Genomic DNA, 22,655 nt, shown 5'->3' with positions numbered 1-22,655 from the left:
AAGATATATGTGGGTCGTTTAGTTGATTAGCTATCGGCGCACGAAATTTGCGAAATTCTTGCTCTAAGCCATTAGTTGATTCATCTGGGTAAAATATCCCTCCTGCCAACAATTGGTTTTTGCTTGAATGGCATAGTCGACGACAAGGAAAAACGTGATATTAGCCGGACATTAGGCAAACATGATGATTCAGCAAATGTGTCTGCTCTTATGCTTGTCCAATATCCAAATACCACGCCCAAATCCCTGAACCAAGTGAAATGACTTCTGCTGCATATCAAAATCTAAATAGCCGATGGTATGACCAAGCCGCATAAACACCTGTTTTTTTGTTAGTATTCAAAAAAACAATTTGCACAGATGCAGTTCAATTTTTGGTTTTCAGTGATTGTAAAAAGTTGTAACAAAAAGGATAAAGTACCTGAGGTTTAATGTCTGATTATTTCCAAGGAAATCTCCCATTACAATCTGTCTCTGCAACTAAGAGTGCGGTCAGAAGTCCACAGGGCGAAAGCGAGCAGGTGAGTGGAGAATTGGCTATAACTATCGCCGAAGCCGCATCAGACCGCAAAGCAGGAGATATTTTGTTGCTCAGAGTAACAGAGGTATCTTACCTAGCCGATTACTTTGTCATGATGACTGGCTATTCTAGGGCACAAGTTAGAGCGATCGCCGAAGCAATTGAAGCTAAAGTAGAAACTGAGTGGCAAAGACGCCCCTTGCGGACAGCAGGTAAGTCAGAGGGAAGTTGGGTACTGCAAGATTATGGCGATGTAATCGTTCACATCATGATGCCCAAGGAGCGGGAGTTTTATAATTTAGAGGCGTTCTGGTCTCATGCAGAGCGTCTGGAACTTCCAAAACCCGATGAGGGTGGGGGTAAGCCTACATGATTAAGTCCTCAGTTTCCAATTGTCCAGTGCCGACTGAGCAACAACCGCTAAATGAATATGAAGAGTTAAAAATATCCTGGCTGTTTCGTGATTGCACTTCAAATCGGCGTAGTTACATCACAAGAATAGCCTGGATTTGGGGCTTATCTTGGCTCGTGGCAGGGCCAGTGGCGGCCGCAAGTTTCCCCCCACATAAATATATTGGCCAATTTATCCTCTGTAGTGCAGCCGGAGCGAGTATCGGGGTAGTACTGGTACTAGTAAGGCTTTATTTGGGCTGGTTTTATGTGGGCGATCGCCTCTCCAGCCCAACCGTATTTTATGAGGAGTCGGGGTGGTATGATGGCCAAACTTGGACAAAGCCAAAAGAATTACTCAACCGCGATCGCCTAATCGTCTCCTACGAAATCAAACCCATTCTCCGGCGGTTGCAATTTACCTTTGCTGGCTTGGCGGGAATGTTTATTATTGGTACTATAGTTTGGCATCTGATTTAAATTAGTCATTGGTCATTGGTCATTGGTTATTAATAAAAAAACAAATGACAAAGGACAGGTGACAAATGACAAATGATAAAAAAATGATAAATTTGCACCCATGACAATGGGAAAACGAACTCAAGCTCCAGCACTAGAAGTCAGGTTGCTGCGAGAAGGAATCATAGAATCAAAGCATATAGTCCACGCTGTTGTATGCGATGAAAGGGGAAGGGTTTTGTCAGTTGCCGGTAACGCTGAAACTGCTACATTTGTGCGTTCAGCGCTAAAACCGTTTCAGGCACTCGCTGTCACCACTACAGGCACACTCGAACGCTACAATTTAAGCGATCGCGACTTAGCAATCATCACTAGTTCCCACAAAGGAACAGTAGAGCAGGTAAGGCAAGCATTTAATATTCTTTGGCGAGCTGACCTCGACCCAACTACACTCCAATGCCCAATTCCTGAAGGCAAACAGAGTCCTCTAGAATACAATTGCTCTGGTAAACATGCGGGGATGTTAGCCGTTTGTCAACAACGTCATTGGCCATTGACTAACTACTTAGAACGCAAACACCCAGTACAGCAATTGATTTTGGGTAAAGTAGCAGAGTTACTGCGAATGCCGGCAGAGGAATTTATTAGTGCCCATGACGACTGCGGCGCACCGACCTATCTCATGCAACTCGGTCAAATGGCCTCTTTGTATGCCTTGCTAGCTTCTAGCAACAGTTTAGATATGGAGCGCATTGTCCGGGCGATGACTCATCACCCAGCGCTGGTCGCAGGAGATGGCGAATTTGATACAGAAATAATGCGCCTCTCCCCAGGAGAACTGCTGAGTAAAGCCGGCGCGGAAGGAGTGCAGTGCATTGCCAGACTCGGTGAAGGCATGGGATTAGCAATTAAAGTTATGGATGGGGCAAAGCGGGCAAAATATGCCGTTGCTATTCACCTACTCCAACAGATGGGCTGGATTAGCCCCAGCGTTGCCGAAAGCCTGTCAGAAAAGTTCATGATCTTGGGTAAATACAAGCGTTTAGAAGTTGTTGGAGAATTATCGCTTTTATAGTTGCCAAATTTTTGACTTTAGGTTATATTAAGGGAGTCAAGAAGCGACGCGGGATAGAGCAGCCTGGTAGCTCGTCGGGCTCATAACCCGAAGGTCAGTGGTTCAAATCCACTTCCCGCCACCACATAAAAAATAAGACCCTGTAAAACTTAAATTTTGCGGGGTCTTATTCTATCATGGTTACAATACCTTCGCCAAATTTAAAAAAGCCTTGATTCGTAGCTTGGGGAGCCACTTACGTGGGCTGGTTCCCGACTTGAGTGAAGTGGCGTTTGAAGCATGAAACCCAACAAATGCGTTGGGTTTTGCTCCGCTCAACCCAACCTACAGAAAAATGGCGAAGGTATTGGGTTAGGAACGATTTTGTCTAATCAATGGATACAAAGCTCAAAAGCTCAGTGTCTTTAGGCCTGAGTTGCTTACATCTCCCAGGTCTAGGTTTTAAGCAACTTCTTTAGGTGACATTTTAATTTCTATTTTTTGATTTAAAGCGGCTGCAATCCGAGCCAACATAGACAAAGAATGTCCCTCATAGTCAGCATCTTCCAATCGAGCAATGACTGACTGGGTAGTACCGACTTTTGCGGCTAGTTGTTGTTGGGTTAGTCCCTCTTGTTTGCGTGCATCGTAGATGATTTGAGATACTTGAGCATTTATTGATGATTCTCTAACCATCTCTTGTAATTCTGGATCTGACTTCATCATTCTTTGAATGATTTTTAGTGCATCATTAGTTTTCTTCATCTGTTTCCTCCTCTGATTCGATATAAGTATGAACTTCTGAATTGAGTATGAATAAATTTTTGTATGTTAATGCTAAATCAATTTCTCGCTCTGGAACTTGGTTATCCTCTTTAATGATGGCATGAGCTAAAATCACTACGTTTTGCCCATGAAAAAAATATAGAATTCTATACTGTACTCTGATGTGCTTGGCTCTTAGTTCATAAATACCATCACGCAGAAAATCTGCAGCGGGTCGTCTTAATTCAAAACCATACTCAGCTAATTGCTCAATTCTGGCGATGCAGTTCGCATATCCCTTACGATCTTGTTTGAGTAATTTGTTTAGCCACTTTAAGACTGGAACTTCTCCTCGATCATCCTGAAAGAAAATAACCCGTGTTTCTGGCATTATCTGGGTAATGGTTACACATACTGGTGATTTTATCGCATTTTTGCGATTTTTAGGAGTGGGCAGCACAGCCAAGCTTATCGCCAAGCTTGGGAATTAATATTACAAGCCGTAAGTAAAGAAAATTGTCTTCCTGTGCCTGTCCAATTCGCAGAACCAGAGTTTTGATCTATTCTGGAGTAGAAACCTTCCAAAAAGCTCGGAGAATCATGGTTGTGAAGTTGCAGCGACCAATTTTAGTGGGAGGATTGGGACTATCCTTTTCCCTGTGGATGTTACAAAGCTGGCACGATTCAATAGTGCAGGTGAGTGAGTTTGGTTTATTTAGTGCCTTAGCAGTTGGTGGTGGTTTATGGTTATTCCGGCAAAATCGCCCTAAAGGTAGTTTAGAGCAGCTAGATGGTATAGTCTTAGATCGGAAAACAGTGGAAAGTGCGATCGCTCAAGCTGAAACCATAATTAACCAACTGGCACAAGAAGCAGAAAACCATCCAGCTTTAGGTACACTGCGGGAGCAAGTTGCCCAGTTACTCTTGGAGTTAGATAGAGAAGAACTTAAACTAGCTGTTACAGGCGGGAAATCGGTGGGTAAAACCACTTTGATTCAGGTGCTAAAGCAGGATATTCAGCAAAAAGTCAGTTTCCAAGAAACACCACCTTTGTTTAGTGAAGCAGGGGAAAAATCAGATGCAGCGGTTTTAGCAGAAGTCCAAAAATCTGATTTTGTCTTGTTTTTAACCAACGGCGATTTAACGGATTCAGAATTTCAAACCTTACAGCAGCTAAAAGCAGTAAATCAGCAAGTAATGCTGGTTTTCAATAAACAAGATCAGTATGTATCAGATGAACGTGCTAGCATCTTGCTGTCATTGACACAGCGGATACAGGGAAATGTAGTTGCAACTGCAGCGTCTCCTATTCCCACCAAAGTCCGGAAACACGAAGTTGATGGTTCTGTACAAGAGTGGATGGAACAACTAGCGCCAGATATCCAGCAGTTGACGCAGCAGTTGAGTAAGGTTTTGGCACAGCAATCAGCAAAGCTGGTGTGGGTAAGTACCATGCGGAAAGCTAAGTTGCTGAAAGCTGAAGCGAAAAACTGGTTGAATAAAACAAGATGCGATCGCGCTACCCCAATTATTGAACAATATCAGTGGATAGCTGCCGCTGCTGCCTTTGCTAACCCAGTACCAGCACTAGATATCTTGGCGACTGCGGCGATTAATGGCCAAATGGTAATGGATTTAGGTAATATCTATCAGCAAAAATTTTCCCTAGAACAGGCGCAAACTGTAGCTGGAACAATGGGAAGTTTGATGTTGAAACTGGGTTTAGTGGAACTTTCTACAAAAGCTGTTAGCACTGTCTTGAAGAGTAACGCCGTCACCTTTGTCGCTGGTGGCGCAGTGCAAGGAGTGAGTGCAGCCTATCTCACTAGAGTAGCAGGGTTAAGTTTAGTTGAATATTTCCAACAACAGGAAATAGCTGTCGATTCTGGTAATAGTTTGAATTTAGATAAATTGCGACAAACTTTGCAAAATGTCTTTCAAAAAAATCAGCAGATGGCTTTTCTGCAAGGCTTTGTTAAGCAAAGTGTGAAGCGTTTATTACCAGAAGCGCAGCCAGTTGAAGTTGTGGCATAATCTCACGCAAAGGCGCAAAGTTTTTATTATGCGTCTTTGCGTCAAGCTGTTGTGTACGTTGACAATGTTGTATATAAATTAATATAACGGCTTTCAACTTATAAATTAGCGGTTAAAAAATATCTAAATTACTGTCAGAGTATCCAGCAGTTACAAACTCAGGAGTAATAGCAGCTTGCTTATCAATAAGTTCTAGCAACGCTTTGTTGCAGCGTGCCGTAAGTTCTGGATACTTGTGTGCTATCCATTCAAGTTCTGTTACACCACAAGAATCGCTAATATCAAATCCGATCTCAATCAATTCTTCAGTTTGCTGCAACACTAGATTGAAAATGCCCTCAAAATCTATAAATTGTTCATACATAGTCACAATCCTTTTTATTGTTCGTTAGATAATAGGATTCCTGATTTTTGCAATAATACGTAAGGTGGGCATTGCCCAACAAAAGCTAGACAAGGTAGGTATTACCAACCATACACCTACTGAAATTTGTTCAAAAATTAAGCCTGATTGCTATATAAAAGCATAGTAGTCATTGATTACTAAACAACACTAATTGTATCTTTGGCAAGACTTTAATATAATGTCACTCTACGACAGCTTGTTATGGCAATAATGAGGTACATTTACATCCCTACAAAGTTCACCGAATTTCTATAGCAGAAGCGTTAGCTATGCAATCTTTGCCTGCGAATTTTGTGTTGCCAGAAAATATGTCACTTACTAATATGTTTAAAACTATTGGTAATGGTGTGCCATATTTGGCATCAAAGGCGTTAGCTCAGAATATTCTTGACTTTTTAGCCACTGGGAAAGGGAAATTCTGTGGAGCCTCGTCAAGTGACAGATGTCTAATGTCAACTCGAATACCTACAGAAATCTGAGGATAGATGTAAAGCCGACAATAGAGTAAGTCAGCAGGCTGTCTTCAGGGTAAATTCGTAAATAAATATGGTTTAATTTATAAAAAATGTCTTAATTTTTTATAAACTTTAATAAACAATTACTAAAAATCACAATGGCAGCAGACTATCCGGACATTGATATTGCGCCATTTATCGATCACTCCCTGCTAACGGCAACAGCTACCCCAGAGCAGGTTGAGCAATGGTGTGAAGAAGCATACAGATTTAATTTTGCGGCGGTTTGTATTCATCCTTCCTACGTGCGCCTGGCAGTAGAATTCCTTCACGACAAGCAACCTAAAGTCTGTACGGTGATTGGCTTCCCCACAGGGGCGACAACTTCAGCAGTTAAGCTCTATGAGGCTCAGGAAGCGGCGGAAAATGGAGCGACTGAGTTGGATGTCGTGATCAACTTGGGCTGGTTAAAAGCTGGCAAAACCGAAGAAGTTCACAGGGAGATTGCCGAAATTTGCGAAGCGACTGGGCAAACTGTCAAGGTAATCTTAGAAACTAACCTGCTGACAGACGCGGAAAAAAAGCTGGCGGCTGAGTTGTCTATGGAAGCAGGCGCAGCATTCTTAAAAACTAGTACAGGCTGGAATGGTGGTGCGACAGTGGCGGATGTGCGGCTTTTGAAGGAAGTAGCACGAGAAAGAGTGGGAATTAAAGCATCAGGTGGTATTCAGACCGTAAGCCAAGCTCTAGACTTAATATTGGCGGGTGCTACTAGATTAGGCACTTCTCGCGGTATCGATTTGATCCGTCAGCGCGATAACCTGGAAAAGGGTGAATAGTCAAAAGTCAAGAGTCCAGAGTCAAAAGTCCAGAGTCAAAAAAAAATGACCATCGACCCTTGATCCTCGACCCTTGATCTTCGACCCTTGACCCTTGACCCTTGACTTTTGACTAATGAGTAGAACTTATAAAGCGACGGGAATTAACCTGAAAACTCAGGCACTAGGAGAATCGGATAGAATAGTGACAATTTTGACACGGGAGTTCGGTTTGATTCGAGCAGTCGCCCCTGGGGCACGTAAGCACAACTCTAGCCTGGGTGGTAGGAGTGGGATGTTTGTGGTGAATGAACTACTGATTGCCAATGGGCGATCGCTCGATAAAATTACACAAGCACAAACGCTAAAAACTTATCCAGGTCTTACTAAAGATTTAGGAAAACTAGCTGCTAGCCAGTATCTAGCAGAAATAGTTCTGTGTCAGGCTTTGAGTGAACAACCCCAAGAAGAACTTTATGAGTTACTCAATGAACATCTCGAACAGTTGGAGTTATTGCCAAGAACAGATGTATCTGGTATCTTCGCCAATCTGGCTCATGGGATGTTTGAACTTTTAACTTTGGCAGGATTGACACCCCAAGTACAACTTTGTTGTCTAACTCAGCGACACCTAATTCCCAATTTTACAGAACCTAACTGGCAAGTAGGATTTAGCATCCCGGCTGGTGGAATCGTTTGTTTAGAGGCTTGGGAAAATTTGCGCCGAGAGAGACAGAGGGAAAGCCAGATAAATTCTGCCATCCCCCAATCCCCCCCACGCCATAGTTACCAAACAGTTATCCATCAGCAAGAAATACCTGTGATTTCTACTCGCCTGAATGCTATGGAATTTTCTATACTGCAGCATCTATCGCAACCAGAGATAATGCCCATTAATGCAGCCAAAGATGATGGCTGGTTATCTGTTGAGCAGATTTTGCGCCAGTATACTCAGTATCATTTAGGTCGCCCTATTCGCTCCGCTACTTTGATAGATTCCTATTTTTCTGCCAACTATGATGCAACCGTCTGATTTGGATTCAAAAATCCTATCTTTGCCACTAAGTTACCCCAAAAAACAGAATAGGGCATCAGCTCCTACAATATCTAATCGGTTGTGTGCTGTTCCTAAGTCTACAGCCAGTCAAATCACTGGGGAAGAAATGTCACCAAAAGACGTTTCTCAAAATGATCAAAATTTGACATCAGAACTGCCAAAAGCTGATGTCAAAGAGCAATCTGAGAACCAAGTACTTACTACTGAGACAAATGGCAAAGGTGGTTCTACAGGAAACGGTGTGCCAGCAGCCACTACTCCAGGAAAAGAGCCACCAGATTTAAAAAAGTCTGATTTAGATAGTAAGGCAACATCGACTAATGTACAACAAGGATTTTTGCCTGTATTAAAAAACCCTAATTTTCTAGCTCTTTGGGGTGGGCAAGTTTTCTGCCAACTGGCTGATAAAGTTTATTTGGTGTTGATGATTGGTTTGATTAACACTCAGTTTCAAAGTGGCAATCAAAGCATTAGTGGTTGGGTCTCAGCCTTGATGATGGCTTTTACGATTCCAGCGGTGCTATTTGGTTCAGTGGCTGGTGTGTTTGTGGATCGCTGGCCGAAAAAAACGGTGCTGGTAGCAACGAATGTTTGGCGAGGAATTCTGGTTTTAGCTATTCCTTTTTTACTGTGGTTAACCCATGATTGGCAGCCATTGGGGATGTTACCAGTAGGTTTTTGGATTATCCTGGGTGTGACTTTTTTAGTGTCTACACTCACACAGTTTTTTGCCCCAGCAGAACAAGCTGCAATTCCTTTAGTGGTGAAAGAACAGGATTTACTCTCGGCTAACTCTCTGTATACGACAACGATGATGGCATCGGTAATTGTGGGGTTTGCTGTCGGAGAACCCCTATTAGCATTTGCTGGCCAACTGTGGGTGCAACTTGGTGGGAGTGGTGGATTAGGTAAAGAACTGGTTGTGGGTGGCAGTTATGCGATCGCTGGTTTAATCTTATTACTCCTAGTGACCAACGAAAAACCCCACGACCCCGCCACAGAATTTCCCCACGTTTTCACCGATTTGCGGGATGGTCTGCGCTACCTCAAAGCTAATTATCGCGTCCGTAATGCGTTAGTACAACTGATCATCTTATTTTCTGTCTTTGCAGCATTAACTGTTCTAGCCGTTCGCATGGCAGAAATAATTCCCAACTTGAAGGCTTCCCAATTTGGCTTTTTACTAGCAGCTGGTGGCGTTGGCATTGCTGGCGGGGCGACAATTCTCGGTCAATTTGGTCAACGCTTCTCCTATACAGGATTGAGTCTGTGCGGCTGTTTAGGTATGGCAGCTTCTTTGATTGGTTTATCAATCTTCACAAAACAGTTATTAATTGTCCTACTGTTGATAGCACTCTTGGGTGTTTTTGGTGCTTTAATCGGTATCCCCATGCAAACAGCAATCCAGACAGAAACACCGCCAGAAATGCGGGGCAAAGTCTTTGGTCTGCAAAATAATGTGATTAATATTGCTCTGTCCTTACCCTTGGCATTAGCTGGGGTTGCAGAAACTTTCTTGGGACTACAGGTAGTTTTTTTGGGATTAGCAGCGATCGTCTTCTTCGGAGGTATATTGACTTGGTATAACTCTCATCAGTAAAAGATTTCTCCGCTCGCAGGAGTTGTTAATCATTACTTTGGGATCGTCACTCATTTACTGAAAGTTTTTGTTTTCGTGCTAAACTAAGACAATCATTAATTTACCATGTACTTGCTGGAAGCCAATTTGAATATTAACTAAAGTGAGTTGTGATGGATGTAGAGACATTAACAACTTATAAGTGGTAACGAATCAAACCTAAATGACTGGTTAAAAAGCTTAAAGTTTTACTTTTTGACCAATTATAATTGGATTTTATGGTGTAAAAAAGCCAGTGAGTACAACAGGGTAAAATGACGAATAACGAAGGACACAAAGCTGATATATCAAACCTGTTGTTCTTACAGCTAATAAAGAATGCGTATAGCCTGGATTGGAAAAAAATCACCATTTTGTGGCAATGTCACATACAGTCGAGAAATCACAAATGCCTTGCTAGACCGGGGACATGAAGTTAGTTTTCTCCACTTTGCCCAAGAAGAATCTCAGCCTGACAACTGGCCGAATTTCCAAGAAGTTTCTCTACCGTTTATTTATAAGTCCCAGGTTTACACAATTCCCACATTTAAAGCGACTAAGGTACTAACTGACTCGCTGCGGGAAATTAAACCAGATATAGTCCATGCTTCGCTGACTTTATCCCCGTTAGATTTTGTTCTCCCAGAAATTTGTGAGCAGCTAAATTTACCCCTGATTGCCACTTTCCACACACCATTTGCGGGCAAAGGGGCAAAATTAATATCTGGAACACAGTTTTTAGCTTATCAACTATACGCGCCGTTTTTGGGTAACTACGATCGCGTCATTGTCTTTTCCCAAATTCAGCGAGACTTATTAGCGCGTTTGGGTGTACCAGAGAAAAATGTAGCTGTAATTCCCAATGGAGTGGATATTACTAGATATTCTCCTGGGTCTTCTGACGTTAAAACAGAATTTAAAGCCGAACGCTTGTTTGTCTACCAAGGTCGGATCGCACCAGAGAAAAACGTTGAAGCTCTCCTACGCGCCTGGAAGCAGTCAGAAATGGGGCTTGATAGCAAGCTATTGATTGTTGGCGATGGACCGTTAAAACCCTCTCTACAGCCGTTTTATGGTGAAGAATCTGGCATAATTTGGTTGGGATTTATTGCTGATGAAGCCCGACGCATCGACATTTTGCGGGGAGCAGATGTATTTATTTTGCCTTCAGTGGTAGAAGGATTGTCTCTATCTCTGTTAGAAGCAATGTCATCTGGACTAGCTTGTTTAGCCACAGATGTAGGTGCGGATGGCGAGGTTTTAGAAAAAGGAGCTGGTGTAATTCTCAGCACAAAAACTGTGCGATCGCAACTAAAAACTCTTTTACCACTATTCCAAGACCATCCAGAGTTGACAACTGTGCTGGGACAGAAAGCTAGGAAGCGTGTATTAGAACGCTATGACCTCAGTAAGAATATTACTATGTTAGAAAAACTTTACACTGAAGTTTTGAATCAGAAACCCATACAGATCAGTCGCGGCGCTTAGAAACGAAACTGATCTTAACATTAGCAGCGCCATTCTCTCAAGCTACTGGGGGTTTTTGTGTGTAAAGTTTTTGGTGGCGTGGGTGCGATCGCTCTTTTCCATTCAAATTCCCCAATTAATACTAAAACCCACATTAGTCCCAGATTCTGCTGTTACTGTTCCCAAGCCACTCTGTCCGATGGCATTACCTGCAAAAATGTCAATTCCCCATCTGGAACTTGGTAAAAAACGCAAGCCAGTACTCCAAACATCTCTTGTACCATCAGTAAAAATAGGCGTATATTCTGCAATAAATTGCAGCTGATTTCCTAGAGCTTGGTTAATACCAATTCCTATCCCAGTGCGGGAAACTTTACCAAAAAATGCTCCCTTGGGATTAATGGATATGGAAGTTTGGGGACTGAGTTGATAAGCGATCGGCAATTCTGCATATATAGTTCCATTGAGAGCATTACCTTGAAAAGCCGCCTCACTGATTCCTGCAAGTTTAAAACTTAGTGAAAGCAGATCACCTCGTGCTTGATCTAAGAACCTCAGTTTTACTGCGCCCCCAATTTTTACCCCAGGGCCAGATATTTCTGCACCAGAAAGGCGATCGCTTCCGCCAAATTGGTCAACATTAATTTCTAACTGTGCGTCATTTGTCAAGCCATAAGCTAGGGCAAAACTCGAACTCCCATTTGTACCTAGCCCGCCTCTGGCTTGGAATTTACCTGTTGGGAGGGTGTGAGGACTCGCAAGTGTGAACCCATCAAATAAGAGTGTGCTATCGCGCCTTGAGAGTTCTGTTTGTGGGCGATTGCCAAAATTAGCTGCATACCCTTGTCCAAAATCAATCACATGCTTAAAGCGAATTCCTAGTAACAAATCATCGCCATCAGGAATAAATGCCAGTAAACCCGTGGTTGGTGTTGTCCCAAAACTATTAGTAGCATAAACTTCAGCCGCCATTCTGGGATTAAATGCGTAATCTACTCCCACAGCCCACAATAGCTTGCGATAAATAGAGCGGTCTTTAGAGCTAAAGGTATTGCCACCAGGCCCCAAAGGAGCTTGAATATTAGCAAACAAATTCACTCTTTCTGAAGGTTGCCAGCTAAATCCCGTACCAATATTGAAAAAACTGCCAAAAAAATCTGCTCCCTTTACTGTTTCTGGAAATAACACTACTCCAGGAGTGAAATGCAGTTGCAGATTTGGAGAAGCTTTGTAAGTGATAGGGAATTGTAAAGCACCAACTGGGGTGACAGTATTTAACCTCGTGTTTGAAGTGTTGGTGAAAGCCCCCGGACTTGCAGATATGTTCATTAACTGAGCCGTACCCACAACACCAACAGCCCAAAGATTTTGATTAATTAAACGATATTTTAACTTTGCGCCATAAGTTGTACTTGTAAAATCTCCGCATTGTTCCCTAACCGGGCATTTCACATAATCGTCATAAATATCACCTGTGAAACCTAGCTGCAAATCATCTGTGACTCCCCAGTCGATATCAATGTTATAAGTTTGTAATCCTGTCCCTGAGACAGAATCATCAAGTGGCAAAACTTGCAGAAAACCCGCTTCTACTTGAACTGCGCCCTTTCGTAGCTGGTTGGCTGTTTCCAAGTTATGCAATTTGGTAGGTGGTTCTTGCAACGGAGACAAAGGGATTTCTGTCTGCAAATCTTTGGCTTGAGTACTAACAGACGATGCTAAAGGTAAAACCTCAGGTTGTAGTTCCAGGGGTTCTTCAGTGTTCATTTCTGGAGAAGAGACTACGGGTAATTCTTGAGGACTATTAGGTAAAGCCCCAAACTGTGGTTGCAGGGATTCTTCTGTCGTATTTTCCGGAGAAGAAACTACAGGCATACCATCAGATGCATAACTTAAACTCGGAAACAGGACAGAAAGCAAAGCACAGGAAATGATTTTGACTGCGTGCATGTTGATTTTGGGGCGATCGCTCGAATTACACATCAACTATCGTATAAAAACATACGATTGTGATGCGAGCCTATCATAGCCCCATTTTCGTGTTTATGTATATTCTAATATTATAAGTTCAGTTAATGTACTGAATTGGCATTTGGCATTTGCTCCCTGCCCCTAATGACCAACCTCAGCCGCTTGATTAATTTGGCACTGGCCACATAAACCGAAAAACTCTAGAGTGTGGTAAAAAATCTTAAACTTATGGGTGCCTTGTAACTGATCTTCCAAGTCATGGACGGGACATTGATTAATGGGAATTGAGACACCGCATTGCAGACAAGTCAGATGGTGTTTATCTTGCTGGGCTAGGCTATAGAGGGCTTCACCATTCGCCAGAGTCCGAACCTGCACCAACCCTTCCAGTTTTAAGGCTTCCAAGGAACGATAAACTGTTGCTAATCCCATGCTTTGATTGCGGTTACGTAGTTCTACGTAAATATCTTGAGCAGAAATTCCTTGCTTGATGGTTTTCAGCAAGTTCAAAATCCGCTCTTGACTGCGGGTGCGTATGGCTCTCATAGACAATTATTTAAATTTGCCACTGTAGTGGAAGCCGTTATATTGGCTAACTGATAAATTAACTCTAACCGCTTCATAATCTTATTTTCACTCAGTTGGAGCAGAAAGTTATAGTATAGCGATCGCAGTATTCAGCGGAAACCTGTGCAAACGAAGTATTTAGCTAAAATTTTTGTGACGCTTCGTCCTTCAGTCCTAGACCCTGCTGGTGTGGCTGTACAATCTGGCCTCAAGCAACTAGGATACGACAACGTCGAGCAGGTGCGGATTGGTAAGTATATAGAACTCACCATCACCTCCTCTGATGAAAGTAAGGCACGTCAAAATCTCAATGACATCTGTGACCAAATGTTAGCAAATCCAGTGATTGAAAATTATCGCTTTGATTTGATCGAAGTCGAAACACAGACTGGTGTGTTTTAGGGACTGGGGACTGGGGACTGGGGAGGAAGACAATAACCTTGACTCTTAACCCTTGACTCCTGACCCTCCGAATTTTAGATTTTAAATTTTGGATTTTGGATTGTTTTTGGTTCAAGCCCCGCCCCTTGTGGAGCCACTGCGGTCTTGGGGGTTTCCCCCATGAGCAAGTGGCGTGGCGGAATCAATCTAAAATCGTTGACCCTGAGCGAAGCCGAAGGGTCAATTTAAAATCCCCAAGCTGCATCCCTTTATGGGTGCAGTCAATCTAAAATCTAAAACTTGTACTGAGCTTGCCGAAGTATCCAAAATCCAAAATCGGATTGACTCTTGACTCCTGACCCTTGACAAATGACAAATAACAAATGACAAAATTCGGCGTTGTTGTTTTTCCGGGTTCTAATTGCGATCGCGATGTTGCTTATGTGACTAGAGACTTACTCTCACAACCAACTCGCATGGTTTGGCATCAAGAAACGGATATTGATGATTTGGATGTAATTGTCATCCCTGGTGGCTTTAGTTACGGGGATTATTTGCGCTGTGGTGCGATCGCTCGATTTTCGCCAGTCATGCAACAGGTGATTGAACATGCCCAAAAAGGTAAGTTTGTCATCGGTATTTGCAACGGCTTCCAAGTATTAACGGAAGCCGGACTATTACCAGGAGCATTAGCGAGAAATCAGGATTTGCATTTTATCTGCGATCGCCTCCCCCTAAAAGTCGAGCGTACCAATCTTTCCTGGACGCAGGCTTACACATCTGGCGAAATTATCACCTTACCCATCGCCCACGGGGAAGGTCGATTTTATGCTGATCAAGCGACTCTGGCAGAAATTGAAGACCAAGGGCAAGTTGTATTCCGTTATCAGGGCGAAAACCCCAACGGTTCACTAAACAACATTGCCGGGATTTGTAACCGCCAGGGCAACGTTTTAGGCATGATGCCCCACCCTGAGAGAGCCTCTGATCCAGTACTAGGCAAGAGCGATGGCTTACGGCTATTTCAAGGATTATTGCAAAGAGTGGAAGCGATCGCTTAATGACTGGGTAAAAGGGAATAGGGGAGTAGGAAAATAACTCCTGACCCCCTAACTCCTAACTCCTGACTTCTGACTTCTGACTTCTGACTTCTGACTTCTAAGCCAATGCCCAAAAAACAAAAATTCCCCTACCTAGTCGGTTCCAAATGGACAGCCCAGCAAAAAGTGGATGGTTGGCGACACTTCCAAGTTGTCAACCGGAAAAATCAAGGTAAGTGGGTTTATGCCGAAATGGTAGCAGCTTGTGACCCCCAAGTCCGCTTCTGGCTCAACGCCAAATTATTACAAGACGGCTTCCAGTGGGAAGCTGGCTGGCAAACATTGCAAGAAATCGAGCAGATTACAGGAGATAAATCATGTGGCGGACAATCTAAGATTTAAAATTGCCAATTTATGCATACTAGTACTTTTACGGATTGTCGTATTAATTATTTCTACAAACTTTTTAAATTTAATCAGTAAAATTAATGTGAAAGGCTTTTTCAGAATACATTAACCAAGTTGGCTAAACAAAGTATTAAGTATGAAATTACCCCAACGATTCCCGGATGCGGCACGAAATGCGGGGCTGTATTTTCTCCGAAACGCTGGAAAGCTAACGCAGCGGCAAGTAGGGAAGAAGCTCTGTAGCAATTCTCACTTCATCCTTCATACTTAATACTTCATACTTCAGCTTTCAGTTGGCGGTTGATTCACTTGCGGAGGCAAGCATGGATTTTTTGTCAGATACCGTTGTGTTATCACGGATGCAGTTTGCGCTGACGGCCATTTTCCACATGCTGTGGCCTGTCCTCACCACGGGGATGGGTATTTACTTAGTCATCGTGGAAGGGCTGTGGCTAAAAACACGTAATCCAGACTACTATCATCATGCCCGCTTCTGGTCTAAACTCTACGTCCTTAACTTCGGGATTGGTGTGGCATCAGGATTGCCAATGGAATTTCAATTTGGCACAAATTGGGCACCTTTCTCGGAAGCCGTGGGTGATTTTTTTGGCAGCATTCTCGGTTTTGAAGGCGCAATGGCCTTCATGCTAGAAGCCGGATTTCTGGGCATTATGTTGTTTGGCTGGGGGCGAGTTCACCCAGTGATTCACTACTTAGCCACCATCATGGTTGCCTTTGGTGCAAACTTGTCTACCTTCTGGATTTTGGTTGCTAATTCCTGGCTACAAACCCCATCGGGTGGGGAAATGGTGAATGGTAAATTCATCGTCAGCGATTATTTCCAAGCAATTCTCAATCCCTTCATGGTGAAAAGCGTGTTGCACATGTTTTTTGCTACCCTGGAAACCTCTTTGTTTGTGATTGGTGGCATCAGCGCTTGGTATATTCTCAAAGAACGCCATCAAGCCTTTTTTGCCAAATCACTGAAAATCGTCTTAGCTGCAGCGATCGCAGTTGCACCACTGCAAGTCTACATCGGACATTTAAGCGCCGAGCAAGTTTATCATTACCAGCCCACCAAACTAGCAGCAATGGAAGCGAAGTGGGAAACATCCCCCGCTGGACAGCCTGCAGATTGGACTTTGCTTGCCTTACCCGATGAAAAAGCCCAAAAAAACACCTGGGAACTCTCAATTCCCAACGGGTTGGGATACATTTTAGAGTTCAAAAAGAATCTTTCTGAACCAGTTCAGGGACTCAAGGAATGGAAACCAGCGGATCGCCCCCATATGGTGGGCTTAATTTACTACTCCTTCCGCATCATGAGTGGGATTGGTTTCTTCTTAGTCGGCTTAATGCTGTGGAGCGCCTTGCAGTGGCTATTAGGTAAACTATCTCCAGAAAAAATTACTCAACAAAAATGGTTGATGCGCGCCTGGATTTTTGCTGCGCCCTTAGGCTACATCGCCGTAGAATCAGGTTGGATTGTGCGCTGTGTAGGACGGCAACCCTGGGCGTTGTATGGGCAAATCCGCACGGCTGATGGCGCATCCCATATCCCTGCTAGTAATGTCTTGACATCTTTGACAATCTTTGCAGTGGTCTACAGCATTTTGTTATTCTCGACTCTGTATTTCGGTAGCCGGATTATCAACAAAGGCCCTAACTTACAGCTACCCGTACCAGGATTGGACAACCAACCCGCAATCGATCCCACCCCAACAGAATTTGTCCCCGATCAACGTCCAGTGGAAACTTAAATCAGTGAACAGTGAACAGTGAACAGTTATCAGTGAACAACAAAACAACCCTGATAACCGATAACTGATAACTGATAACTGATACCTGATACCTGATACCTGATAAAACAATGGCAGCATTATTGCACTTCCTTCCCGAAGTTTGGTTTGTCATTCTGGCGCTGTTCCTGTTTCTTTACGTCATGTTAGACGGGTTTGATTTGGGTGTTGGCATCCTGTCCCTAACCAGTTCTGACGAAGAACGGCGCAGCATTTTAATGACTAGTCTCGGCAACGTTTGGGATGCTAACGAAACCTGGCTGGTATTGATGGGTGGGGCGCTGTTTGGCGCTTTCCCTCTGGCTTATGGCACCATTTTGAGCGCCCTGTATATCCCAATTTTCATTATGATTTTTGGGTTGATTTTTCGGGCGGTGGCCTTTGAGTTTCGGGAACATTCCGATCGCAAGTTTTTTTGGAACTTCGCCTTTGGTGCCGGCAGTTTCCTCGCCGCCTTGGGACAGGGTTTCGCCCTCGGCAGCGTCATTGAAGGCATTACAGTAGATGAGGCGGGGCATTTTATTGGTTCTACCTGGGATTGGTTAGACTGGCGATCGCTTTTAGTCGCCCTCACCCTGATTCAAGGTTACGTCCTCATTGGTTCCACATACCTAATTTTGAAAACTGACGGGCCACTGCAAAAAACCCATTTTCGCACTGCTAAAATTGCCGCCGTGACAACTCTCATTGGTGCAATTTTAATCACCATCGCCACCCCCGTATTTTACGAAACAGCCCGCACACGCCTATTCAGTCCGCCCCTAGTTTATATCTTTGCGGTAATTCCTGTGCTGGGTGTGCTTCTCGTCTGGCTACTGCTGCAAAGCCTCAACCGTGAAGAAGAACGAACTCCCATCATCTGGACAATTTTGATTTTTCTCCTCACCTTTATCGGCTTGGGGCTGATTGTCTTTCCCTATATCATTCCCACCCAAATCACCATCTATCAAGCAGCCGCTTCCCCCAGCGCCTTAGTGTTCATGATCATTTTCGTCGGTTTCTTAATCCCGATCATGTTGTTCTACAACATCTACCAATATGTCGTCTTCCGGGGCAAGGTAGCGGGTAGCGCCTATGGTGAATAGAAACCACCCTGCCATGTGAGATTGTCTGTAGGGGCAAACGGTTGTTCATTGGTGTCAACTTAAGCTCAAACGCTTACTCCATATATGTTTTACCCCACCCCTCAATCCCCTCCCCTTAGCAAGGCTACGGTGTACACACAAGTCGGAAAATCTCACCTGCATTCGTTTTCGTTCGGTAGGGTGCGTTATGGACTAAAGTCCTAACGCACCGCAAATCTCGGATGGTGCGTTAGCCTCCGGCATAACACAACGCCAGTTCCCTCAAGTCGGGAAACCCGCCCACGTGACTGGCTCCCCTACTTTTAAAGGTTTTGGGGTGATTCAATCACTTGTGTGTACACGGTAGCCTTAGCAAGGGGAGGGGAGGTTTTGCATCAGCAAAGCCGGGGTGGGGTGACGCGGATTGTGATGATAAGTGAGTGAATTCAAGATCAAGTCTTCACAAGGGTTTCACGTTAAGTTGACGCAGGTGACGGTTGTTTGCCCTCCCAACTTATTCCAAAAATTAATAATTAATTACAAAGTAAAGAGCATTTGCTGACAAACAACAGTCATAGCATCTTGGCGTTTGACTGGAAACCTGCAATTTAGGCGATATTGAAGACTGTAAATTTATTCATCCGTATGGCTGCTAATCTCTATATCAATCCGTTACCATACTTTTTTTCACCTAAAATCTAATTATCTATTAATCTCCCATTCCCATCAAAAGCATTGATGTAAATCTATTTCAGCTTTTTGTCTTTTGTAACCTTTTTATATAAAAAAACTTTAAAATTACCAAAAAATGATTTTTATAGTTATTTAATAGCAAAAAAGTCTATTAGATTTATCAAGTAACTAATTAAACTATAATTCAATCGATATCACCGTTTTACAGATTAGAAGCCCCTTTATTTTCCATCTGATTTGGACAATAATGACATTCAACAGACCTAACGCACCGCCATGTCAGCCTAGGTGAAGGGCCAAGGTTTTACCCAAGAGTTTGACAAAAAACTATAAGAGGCAAACAACAGTGAAACTAGCAGTTTACGGAAAAGGTGGAATCGGTAAATCCACAACTAGCTGTAACATCTCCGTCGCCCTAGCCAAACGCGGCAAAAAAGTGTTGCAAATCGGCTGCGACCCCAAACACGACAGCACCTTCACCCTCACCGGGTTTTTGATTCCGACCATTATCGACACCCTCCAAGAAAAGGACTACCACTACGAAGATGTCTGGCCGGAGGACGTAATTTATAAAGGCTACGGTGGTGTCGATTGCGTCGAAGCAGGCGGCCCACCTGCTGGTGCCGGATGCGGTGGTTACGTAGTCGGCGAAACAGTAAAATTACTGAAGGAACTCAACGCCTTTGATGAGTATGATGTGATTTTGTTTGACGTTCTCGGTGACGTGGTTTGTGGAGGTTTTGCAGCACCACTAAACTATGCAGACTACTGCTTGATTGTGACTGACAATGGCTTTGATGCTTTGTTTGCAGCCAATCGCATCGCCGCTTCAGTCCGAGAGAAATCACGCACTCACCCATTGCGTCTAGCTGGTTTAATTGGTAACCGCACCTCCAAGCGCGACTTGATTGAGAAATATATAGAAGCTGTACCAATGCCAGTTCTAGAAGTCCTGCCATTGATAGAAGACATTCGCGTTTCCCGTGTTAAGGGTAAAACCTTGTTTGAAATGGCAGAGTCTGACCCATCTTTAAACTACGTTTGCGACTATTACCTGAATATCGCAGACCAAATTTTAGCGCGTCCAGAGGGTGTTGTGCCCAACGATTCCCCTGACCGTGAATTATTCTCTTTATTGTCCGATTTTTATCTAAATCCGAGTAAACCCCAGGTACGAAATCCGGAAGAGGAACTAGACTTGATGATTGTATAAATCATCTATTTCTCAGGATGAGGGGAAAATAACATGGCCTTCTTTCATAGCTTTACAGATTCAATCAGGCAGAAATGGTTGCAATTTTTCCAGGCGAATCGTGACTGGATTACGTTGCACATGGAAGTGGAATCAGTCTACACCCCCGATGGAGGGAAGCGGCCATCTTCTTACCTCATCCTGGGCGTAGTCAACGCGCTAGAACCAAAGCTAGCGCAATTAATGTTACCTTTTTCCAGACTGAATCCAGACGCTGATACCTTAATTGAAGTGCTGGATTTGCACTTTGACCCAGATATTGCTCTCGGTAATCGCTTTATTCCCAAAGCCATATTAGACAATGACCAGGATGATTCATCACCTGCCATTGATGAGAACTCCCAAGCAGAGTCCTTAACAAATTCTCATACTAATGGATTTGCGGCTCTGGCAGAATTAGCGATCGCACCAGATACTGCTGATCAAACACTGTCAGTGAGTGAGTCACCAGAAACCCAAAATGGACTAGGTGATATTTCCTTATCCAATGGACACCACTCCTTAGAAGAGTCTCCACAGGAACCTAGCTTAGATGCAGACGGATTTGGTGAGGTTTCCTTCGAGGCCCCAACCATATCTGAACCAAAGCAGGATGACCAGATCCTTGATGATCTGAATTCACCTGATGAAAACGCTTTTAGCGACGTGTTGTCTGATGTCTGGGGTGATGAAACAGCACTGCAAAAAAGTGAAGAAAATAACGACTTTTTAGGGGAAGAACTGCCAGCAGGCGTTTTTGATGAATCGGAAATTGCCCGTCTCTTCCCCAACAGTTAATTATTGCCGTTCCTATGAAATATAGGAATAGCTGGCTGAAATCAGTAAACAGTGGACAGTTAACAGTTAACAGTCAACAAACTGATAACTGTTAACTGAATAACTGATAACTGTTAAATATCAAGGGGAGAAAAACCAAAATGACTGTTGCTCAACAACCAGAAGCTTTAAACTTTGAGTGTGAAACTGGGAATTACCACACCTTTTGCCCAATTAGCTGCGTGGCGTGGTTATACCAAAAAATTGAAGATAGCTTCTTTTTGGTGATTGGCACCAAGACTTGTGGCTATTTCCTCCAAAATGCGATGGGGGTGATGATTTTCGCTGAACCCCGTTATGCAATGGCAGAGTTGGAAGAAGGGGATATTTCGGCGCAGCTGAACGATTACGAAGAGTTAAAGCGGTTATGTTTGCAAATTAAACGCGATCGCAACCCCAGTGTAATTGTGTGGATTGGCACTTGCACCACTGAAATTATCAAAACCGATTTAGAAGGTTTGGCACCCAAGCTAGAATCCGAAATTGGCATTCCCATCGTCGTTGCTCGTGCCAACGGACTCGACTACGCTTTTACCCAAGGAGAGGACACTGTGTTAGCCGCTATGGCTAATCGTTGCCCTGATAAGTCTCCCGTATCAGAAACAGATAAAAACGAGCATAACGCCATTCAGAAGCTGCTCAATTTTGGTAAGAAAAAAGAAGATGTTGCCCAAGATGAATCTGAGTATGTGGATCACCCACCATTGGTTCTCTTCGGCTCCCTTCCTGATCCTGTAGTCACCCAGTTAACCCTAGAACTGAAAAAACAAGGCATCAAAGTTTCCGGCTGGCTACCTGCAAAGCGCTTCACAGAACTACCAGTCTTGGAAGAAGGGTATTATGTCGCTGGTGTCAACCCCTTCCTCAGCCGCACCGCTACCACCTTAATGCGTCGCCGCAAATGTAAACTCATTGGCGCACCCTTCCCCATTGGCCCCGATGGTACCCGCGCTTGGATTGAGAAAATCTGCTCGGTGTTTGGGATTACTCCCAAAGGTTTGGATGAACGGGAAGCGCAAATCTGGGAAAACGTGGAAGAATATGTAAAACTGATTCGCGGTAAATCTGTATTCTTCATGGGTGATAACTTGTTGGAAATCTCCCAAGCACGGTTTTTGGTGCGCTGCGGAATGACAGTTCAGGAAATTGGCATTCCCTACATGGATAAGCGCTATCAAGCTGCTGAGTTAGCACTGCTGGAGAAAACTTGTCAGGAGATGAATTCACCCCTACCGACAATTGTTGAGAAGCCAGATAATTACAATCAACTGCAGCGGATTTATGAGTTGAAACCAGATTTGGTAATTACTGGTATGGCTCATGCTAATCCCTTAGAAGCACGGGGTATTAATACTAAGTGGTCTGTGGAGTTTACTTTTGCTCAAATTCACGGCTTTGGTAATGCGCGTGACTTATTAGAGTTGGTAACTCGTCCATTACGTCGAAATAATAATTTGAAAGATTTGGGTTGGGATAAGTTGGTGAGAGAAGAAGCGAAGATTTAAGATTTCCGTTTCGATTGAGCAACACCAATTAAGGCGAACCCAAAAAGTTCGCCTTTTTTTCTCACGCAGAGGAGTAAAAAATCGAATATAAAAATGCTAATATTGGCATATTATTC

Annotated in this window: 21 protein-coding genes, 1 tRNA gene and 1 pseudogene; 18 read left to right on the top strand and 5 right to left on the bottom strand. The window is 43.6% G+C overall.

Annotated elements, in window-relative coordinates:
- Positions 1–431: 431 nt before the first annotated feature.
- The 4 genes from rsfS (at position 432) to CAL7507_RS17150 (ending at position 2,568) form a co-directional block, all read left to right on the top strand.
- Positions 432–893 carry a ribosome silencing factor gene (gene rsfS / locus CAL7507_RS17165; RefSeq protein WP_015129751.1) on the top strand — a complete coding sequence of 154 codons (462 nt, stop codon included), beginning with the start codon at positions 432–434 and terminating at the stop codon, positions 891–893.
- The gene (locus CAL7507_RS17160; protein WP_015129750.1) at positions 890–1,390 is read left to right on the top strand and encodes a CGLD27 family protein; all 501 of its coding nucleotides are present in this window, start codon (positions 890–892) and stop codon (positions 1,388–1,390) included. The genes rsfS and CAL7507_RS17160 overlap by 4 nt, the downstream gene beginning before the upstream one ends.
- A gap of 100 nt (positions 1,391–1,490) precedes the next feature.
- Positions 1,491–2,444 (top strand): asparaginase, encoded by a 954-nt coding sequence (locus CAL7507_RS17155; RefSeq protein ID WP_015129749.1) that lies wholly within the window; start codon positions 1,491–1,493, stop codon positions 2,442–2,444.
- A gap of 47 nt (positions 2,445–2,491) precedes the next feature.
- Positions 2,492–2,568: transfer RNA gene (locus tag CAL7507_RS17150), tRNA-Met, on the top strand.
- A 317-nt stretch (positions 2,569–2,885) separates the two neighbouring features.
- Here the strand turns inward: CAL7507_RS17150 and CAL7507_RS17145 are convergent.
- Positions 2,886–3,188: an XRE family transcriptional regulator gene (locus CAL7507_RS17145; RefSeq protein WP_015129748.1), complete on the bottom strand. Its 303-nt coding sequence runs from the start codon at positions 3,186–3,188 to the stop codon at positions 2,886–2,888.
- Positions 3,175–3,648 carry a type II toxin-antitoxin system RelE/ParE family toxin gene (locus CAL7507_RS17140; protein ID WP_236556776.1) on the bottom strand — a complete coding sequence of 158 codons (474 nt, stop codon included), beginning with the start codon at positions 3,646–3,648 and terminating at the stop codon, positions 3,175–3,177. The genes CAL7507_RS17145 and CAL7507_RS17140 overlap by 14 nt, the downstream gene beginning before the upstream one ends.
- Before the next feature lie 140 nt (positions 3,649–3,788).
- Here CAL7507_RS17140 and CAL7507_RS17135 point away from each other — a divergent pair, with 140 nt between their 5' ends.
- Positions 3,789–5,222, top strand: a complete 1,434-nt coding sequence (locus CAL7507_RS17135) for a YcjF family protein (protein WP_015129746.1) — start codon at positions 3,789–3,791, stop codon at positions 5,220–5,222.
- Between the two features lie 112 nt (positions 5,223–5,334).
- Here the strand turns inward: CAL7507_RS17135 and CAL7507_RS17130 are convergent, their stop codons facing one another.
- Positions 5,335–5,586: a hypothetical protein gene (locus CAL7507_RS17130; RefSeq protein ID WP_015129745.1), complete on the bottom strand. Its 252-nt coding sequence runs from the start codon at positions 5,584–5,586 to the stop codon at positions 5,335–5,337.
- Between the two features lie 224 nt (positions 5,587–5,810).
- On the opposite strand from CAL7507_RS17130, the pseudogene CAL7507_RS17125 reads away from it, so the two are divergent.
- From CAL7507_RS17125 to CAL7507_RS17105, 5 genes and pseudogenes are all read left to right on the top strand, one after another.
- A pseudogene (locus CAL7507_RS17125) lies at positions 5,811–6,107 on the top strand (DNA cytosine methyltransferase); the annotation flags it as partial.
- A gap of 134 nt (positions 6,108–6,241) precedes the next feature.
- Positions 6,242–6,922, top strand: a complete 681-nt coding sequence (gene deoC, locus CAL7507_RS17120; protein WP_015129744.1) for a deoxyribose-phosphate aldolase — start codon at positions 6,242–6,244, stop codon at positions 6,920–6,922.
- Positions 6,923–7,037: 115 nt separating this feature from the next.
- Complete coding sequence (gene recO, locus CAL7507_RS17115; protein ID WP_015129743.1) at positions 7,038–7,934, top strand: DNA repair protein RecO; 897 nt, start codon at positions 7,038–7,040, stop codon at positions 7,932–7,934.
- On the top strand, positions 7,918–9,558 hold the full coding sequence (locus CAL7507_RS17110) for an MFS transporter (RefSeq protein ID WP_015129742.1): 1,641 nt from the start codon (positions 7,918–7,920) through the stop codon (positions 9,556–9,558). Before recO ends, CAL7507_RS17110 begins: the two co-directional genes overlap by 17 nt.
- A 357-nt stretch (positions 9,559–9,915) precedes the next feature.
- Positions 9,916–11,064, top strand: coding sequence for a glycosyltransferase family 4 protein (locus tag CAL7507_RS17105; protein ID WP_015129741.1), 1,149 nt, complete (start codon positions 9,916–9,918; stop codon positions 11,062–11,064).
- 102 nt (positions 11,065–11,166) lie between these two features.
- On the opposite strand, the gene CAL7507_RS17100 is transcribed toward CAL7507_RS17105, so the two are convergent.
- Positions 11,167–13,026, bottom strand: coding sequence for a DUF5777 family beta-barrel protein (locus CAL7507_RS17100; protein ID WP_236556775.1), 1,860 nt, complete (start codon positions 13,024–13,026; stop codon positions 11,167–11,169).
- Between the two features lie 129 nt (positions 13,027–13,155).
- Entirely contained in the window at positions 13,156–13,560 is a 405-nt protein-coding gene (locus CAL7507_RS17095; RefSeq protein WP_015129739.1) for a Fur family transcriptional regulator, read from the bottom strand.
- 144 nt (positions 13,561–13,704) lie between these two features.
- Here CAL7507_RS17095 and purS point away from each other — a divergent pair, with 144 nt between their 5' ends.
- The 8 genes from purS (at position 13,705) to CAL7507_RS17055 (ending at position 22,539) form a co-directional block, all read left to right on the top strand.
- Positions 13,705–13,983 carry a phosphoribosylformylglycinamidine synthase subunit PurS gene (gene purS, locus CAL7507_RS17090; protein WP_015129738.1) on the top strand — a complete coding sequence of 93 codons (279 nt, stop codon included), beginning with the start codon at positions 13,705–13,707 and terminating at the stop codon, positions 13,981–13,983.
- A 362-nt stretch (positions 13,984–14,345) separates the two neighbouring features.
- Positions 14,346–15,023, top strand: a complete 678-nt coding sequence (gene purQ, locus CAL7507_RS17085) for a phosphoribosylformylglycinamidine synthase subunit PurQ (RefSeq protein WP_015129737.1) — start codon at positions 14,346–14,348, stop codon at positions 15,021–15,023.
- Between the two features lie 105 nt (positions 15,024–15,128).
- Entirely contained in the window at positions 15,129–15,404 is a 276-nt protein-coding gene (locus tag CAL7507_RS17080) for a TIGR02450 family Trp-rich protein (RefSeq protein WP_015129736.1), read from the top strand.
- Between the two features lie 329 nt (positions 15,405–15,733).
- A complete protein-coding gene (locus CAL7507_RS17075) occupies positions 15,734–17,170 on the top strand; it encodes a cytochrome ubiquinol oxidase subunit I (protein WP_015129735.1) in 1,437 nt (478 codons plus the stop codon).
- A gap of 110 nt (positions 17,171–17,280) precedes the next feature.
- A complete protein-coding gene (gene cydB, locus CAL7507_RS17070; RefSeq protein ID WP_015129734.1) occupies positions 17,281–18,294 on the top strand; it encodes a cytochrome d ubiquinol oxidase subunit II in 1,014 nt (337 codons plus the stop codon).
- Between the two features lie 1,018 nt (positions 18,295–19,312).
- Entirely contained in the window at positions 19,313–20,179 is an 867-nt protein-coding gene (gene bchL / locus CAL7507_RS17065; RefSeq protein ID WP_015129733.1) for a ferredoxin:protochlorophyllide reductase (ATP-dependent) iron-sulfur ATP-binding protein, read from the top strand.
- 33 nt (positions 20,180–20,212) lie between these two features.
- Positions 20,213–20,995 carry a DUF5331 domain-containing protein gene (locus CAL7507_RS17060; RefSeq protein WP_015129732.1) on the top strand — a complete coding sequence of 261 codons (783 nt, stop codon included), beginning with the start codon at positions 20,213–20,215 and terminating at the stop codon, positions 20,993–20,995.
- A gap of 140 nt (positions 20,996–21,135) precedes the next feature.
- Positions 21,136–22,539 (top strand): ferredoxin:protochlorophyllide reductase (ATP-dependent) subunit N, encoded by a 1,404-nt coding sequence (locus CAL7507_RS17055; RefSeq protein WP_015129731.1) that lies wholly within the window; start codon positions 21,136–21,138, stop codon positions 22,537–22,539.
- The last annotated feature ends 116 nt before the right edge of the window (positions 22,540–22,655 follow it).

The sequence above is a fragment of the Calothrix sp. PCC 7507 genome (assembly GCF_000316575.1).
Classification (GTDB): domain Bacteria; phylum Cyanobacteriota; class Cyanobacteriia; order Cyanobacteriales; family Nostocaceae; genus Fortiea.
The sequence above is the reverse complement of the archived record's forward strand: the minus strand, read 5'-3'. Positions and strand labels throughout refer to the sequence as shown.

What these genes read in the sequence shown, in the direction of transcription:
- rsfS (WP_015129751.1), top strand. Translation starts at nt 432, where the DNA reads ATGTCTGATTATTTCCAAGGAAATCTCCCATTACAATCTGTCTCTGCA.
- CAL7507_RS17160 (WP_015129750.1), top strand. Translation starts at nt 890, where the DNA reads ATGATTAAGTCCTCAGTTTCCAATTGTCCAGTGCCGACTGAGCAACAA.
- CAL7507_RS17155 (WP_015129749.1), top strand. Translation starts at nt 1,491, where the DNA reads ATGACAATGGGAAAACGAACTCAAGCTCCAGCACTAGAAGTCAGGTTG.
- CAL7507_RS17145 (WP_015129748.1), bottom strand. Translation starts at nt 3,188, where the DNA reads ATGAAGAAAACTAATGATGCACTAAAAATCATTCAAAGAATGATGAAG.
- CAL7507_RS17135 (WP_015129746.1), top strand. Translation starts at nt 3,789, where the DNA reads ATGGTTGTGAAGTTGCAGCGACCAATTTTAGTGGGAGGATTGGGACTA.
- CAL7507_RS17130 (WP_015129745.1), bottom strand. Translation starts at nt 5,586, where the DNA reads ATGTATGAACAATTTATAGATTTTGAGGGCATTTTCAATCTAGTGTTG.
- deoC (WP_015129744.1), top strand. Translation starts at nt 6,242, where the DNA reads ATGGCAGCAGACTATCCGGACATTGATATTGCGCCATTTATCGATCAC.
- recO (WP_015129743.1), top strand. Translation starts at nt 7,038, where the DNA reads ATGAGTAGAACTTATAAAGCGACGGGAATTAACCTGAAAACTCAGGCA.
- CAL7507_RS17110 (WP_015129742.1), top strand. Translation starts at nt 7,918, where the DNA reads ATGATGCAACCGTCTGATTTGGATTCAAAAATCCTATCTTTGCCACTA.
- CAL7507_RS17105 (WP_015129741.1), top strand. Translation starts at nt 9,916, where the DNA reads ATGCGTATAGCCTGGATTGGAAAAAAATCACCATTTTGTGGCAATGTC.
- CAL7507_RS17100 (WP_236556775.1), bottom strand. Translation starts at nt 13,026, where the DNA reads ATGTGTAATTCGAGCGATCGCCCCAAAATCAACATGCACGCAGTCAAA.
- CAL7507_RS17095 (WP_015129739.1), bottom strand. Translation starts at nt 13,560, where the DNA reads ATGAGAGCCATACGCACCCGCAGTCAAGAGCGGATTTTGAACTTGCTG.
- purQ (WP_015129737.1), top strand. Translation starts at nt 14,346, where the DNA reads ATGACAAAATTCGGCGTTGTTGTTTTTCCGGGTTCTAATTGCGATCGC.
- CAL7507_RS17080 (WP_015129736.1), top strand. Translation starts at nt 15,129, where the DNA reads ATGCCCAAAAAACAAAAATTCCCCTACCTAGTCGGTTCCAAATGGACA.
- CAL7507_RS17075 (WP_015129735.1), top strand. Translation starts at nt 15,734, where the DNA reads ATGGATTTTTTGTCAGATACCGTTGTGTTATCACGGATGCAGTTTGCG.
- cydB (WP_015129734.1), top strand. Translation starts at nt 17,281, where the DNA reads ATGGCAGCATTATTGCACTTCCTTCCCGAAGTTTGGTTTGTCATTCTG.
- CAL7507_RS17060 (WP_015129732.1), top strand. Translation starts at nt 20,213, where the DNA reads ATGGCCTTCTTTCATAGCTTTACAGATTCAATCAGGCAGAAATGGTTG.
- CAL7507_RS17055 (WP_015129731.1), top strand. Translation starts at nt 21,136, where the DNA reads ATGACTGTTGCTCAACAACCAGAAGCTTTAAACTTTGAGTGTGAAACT.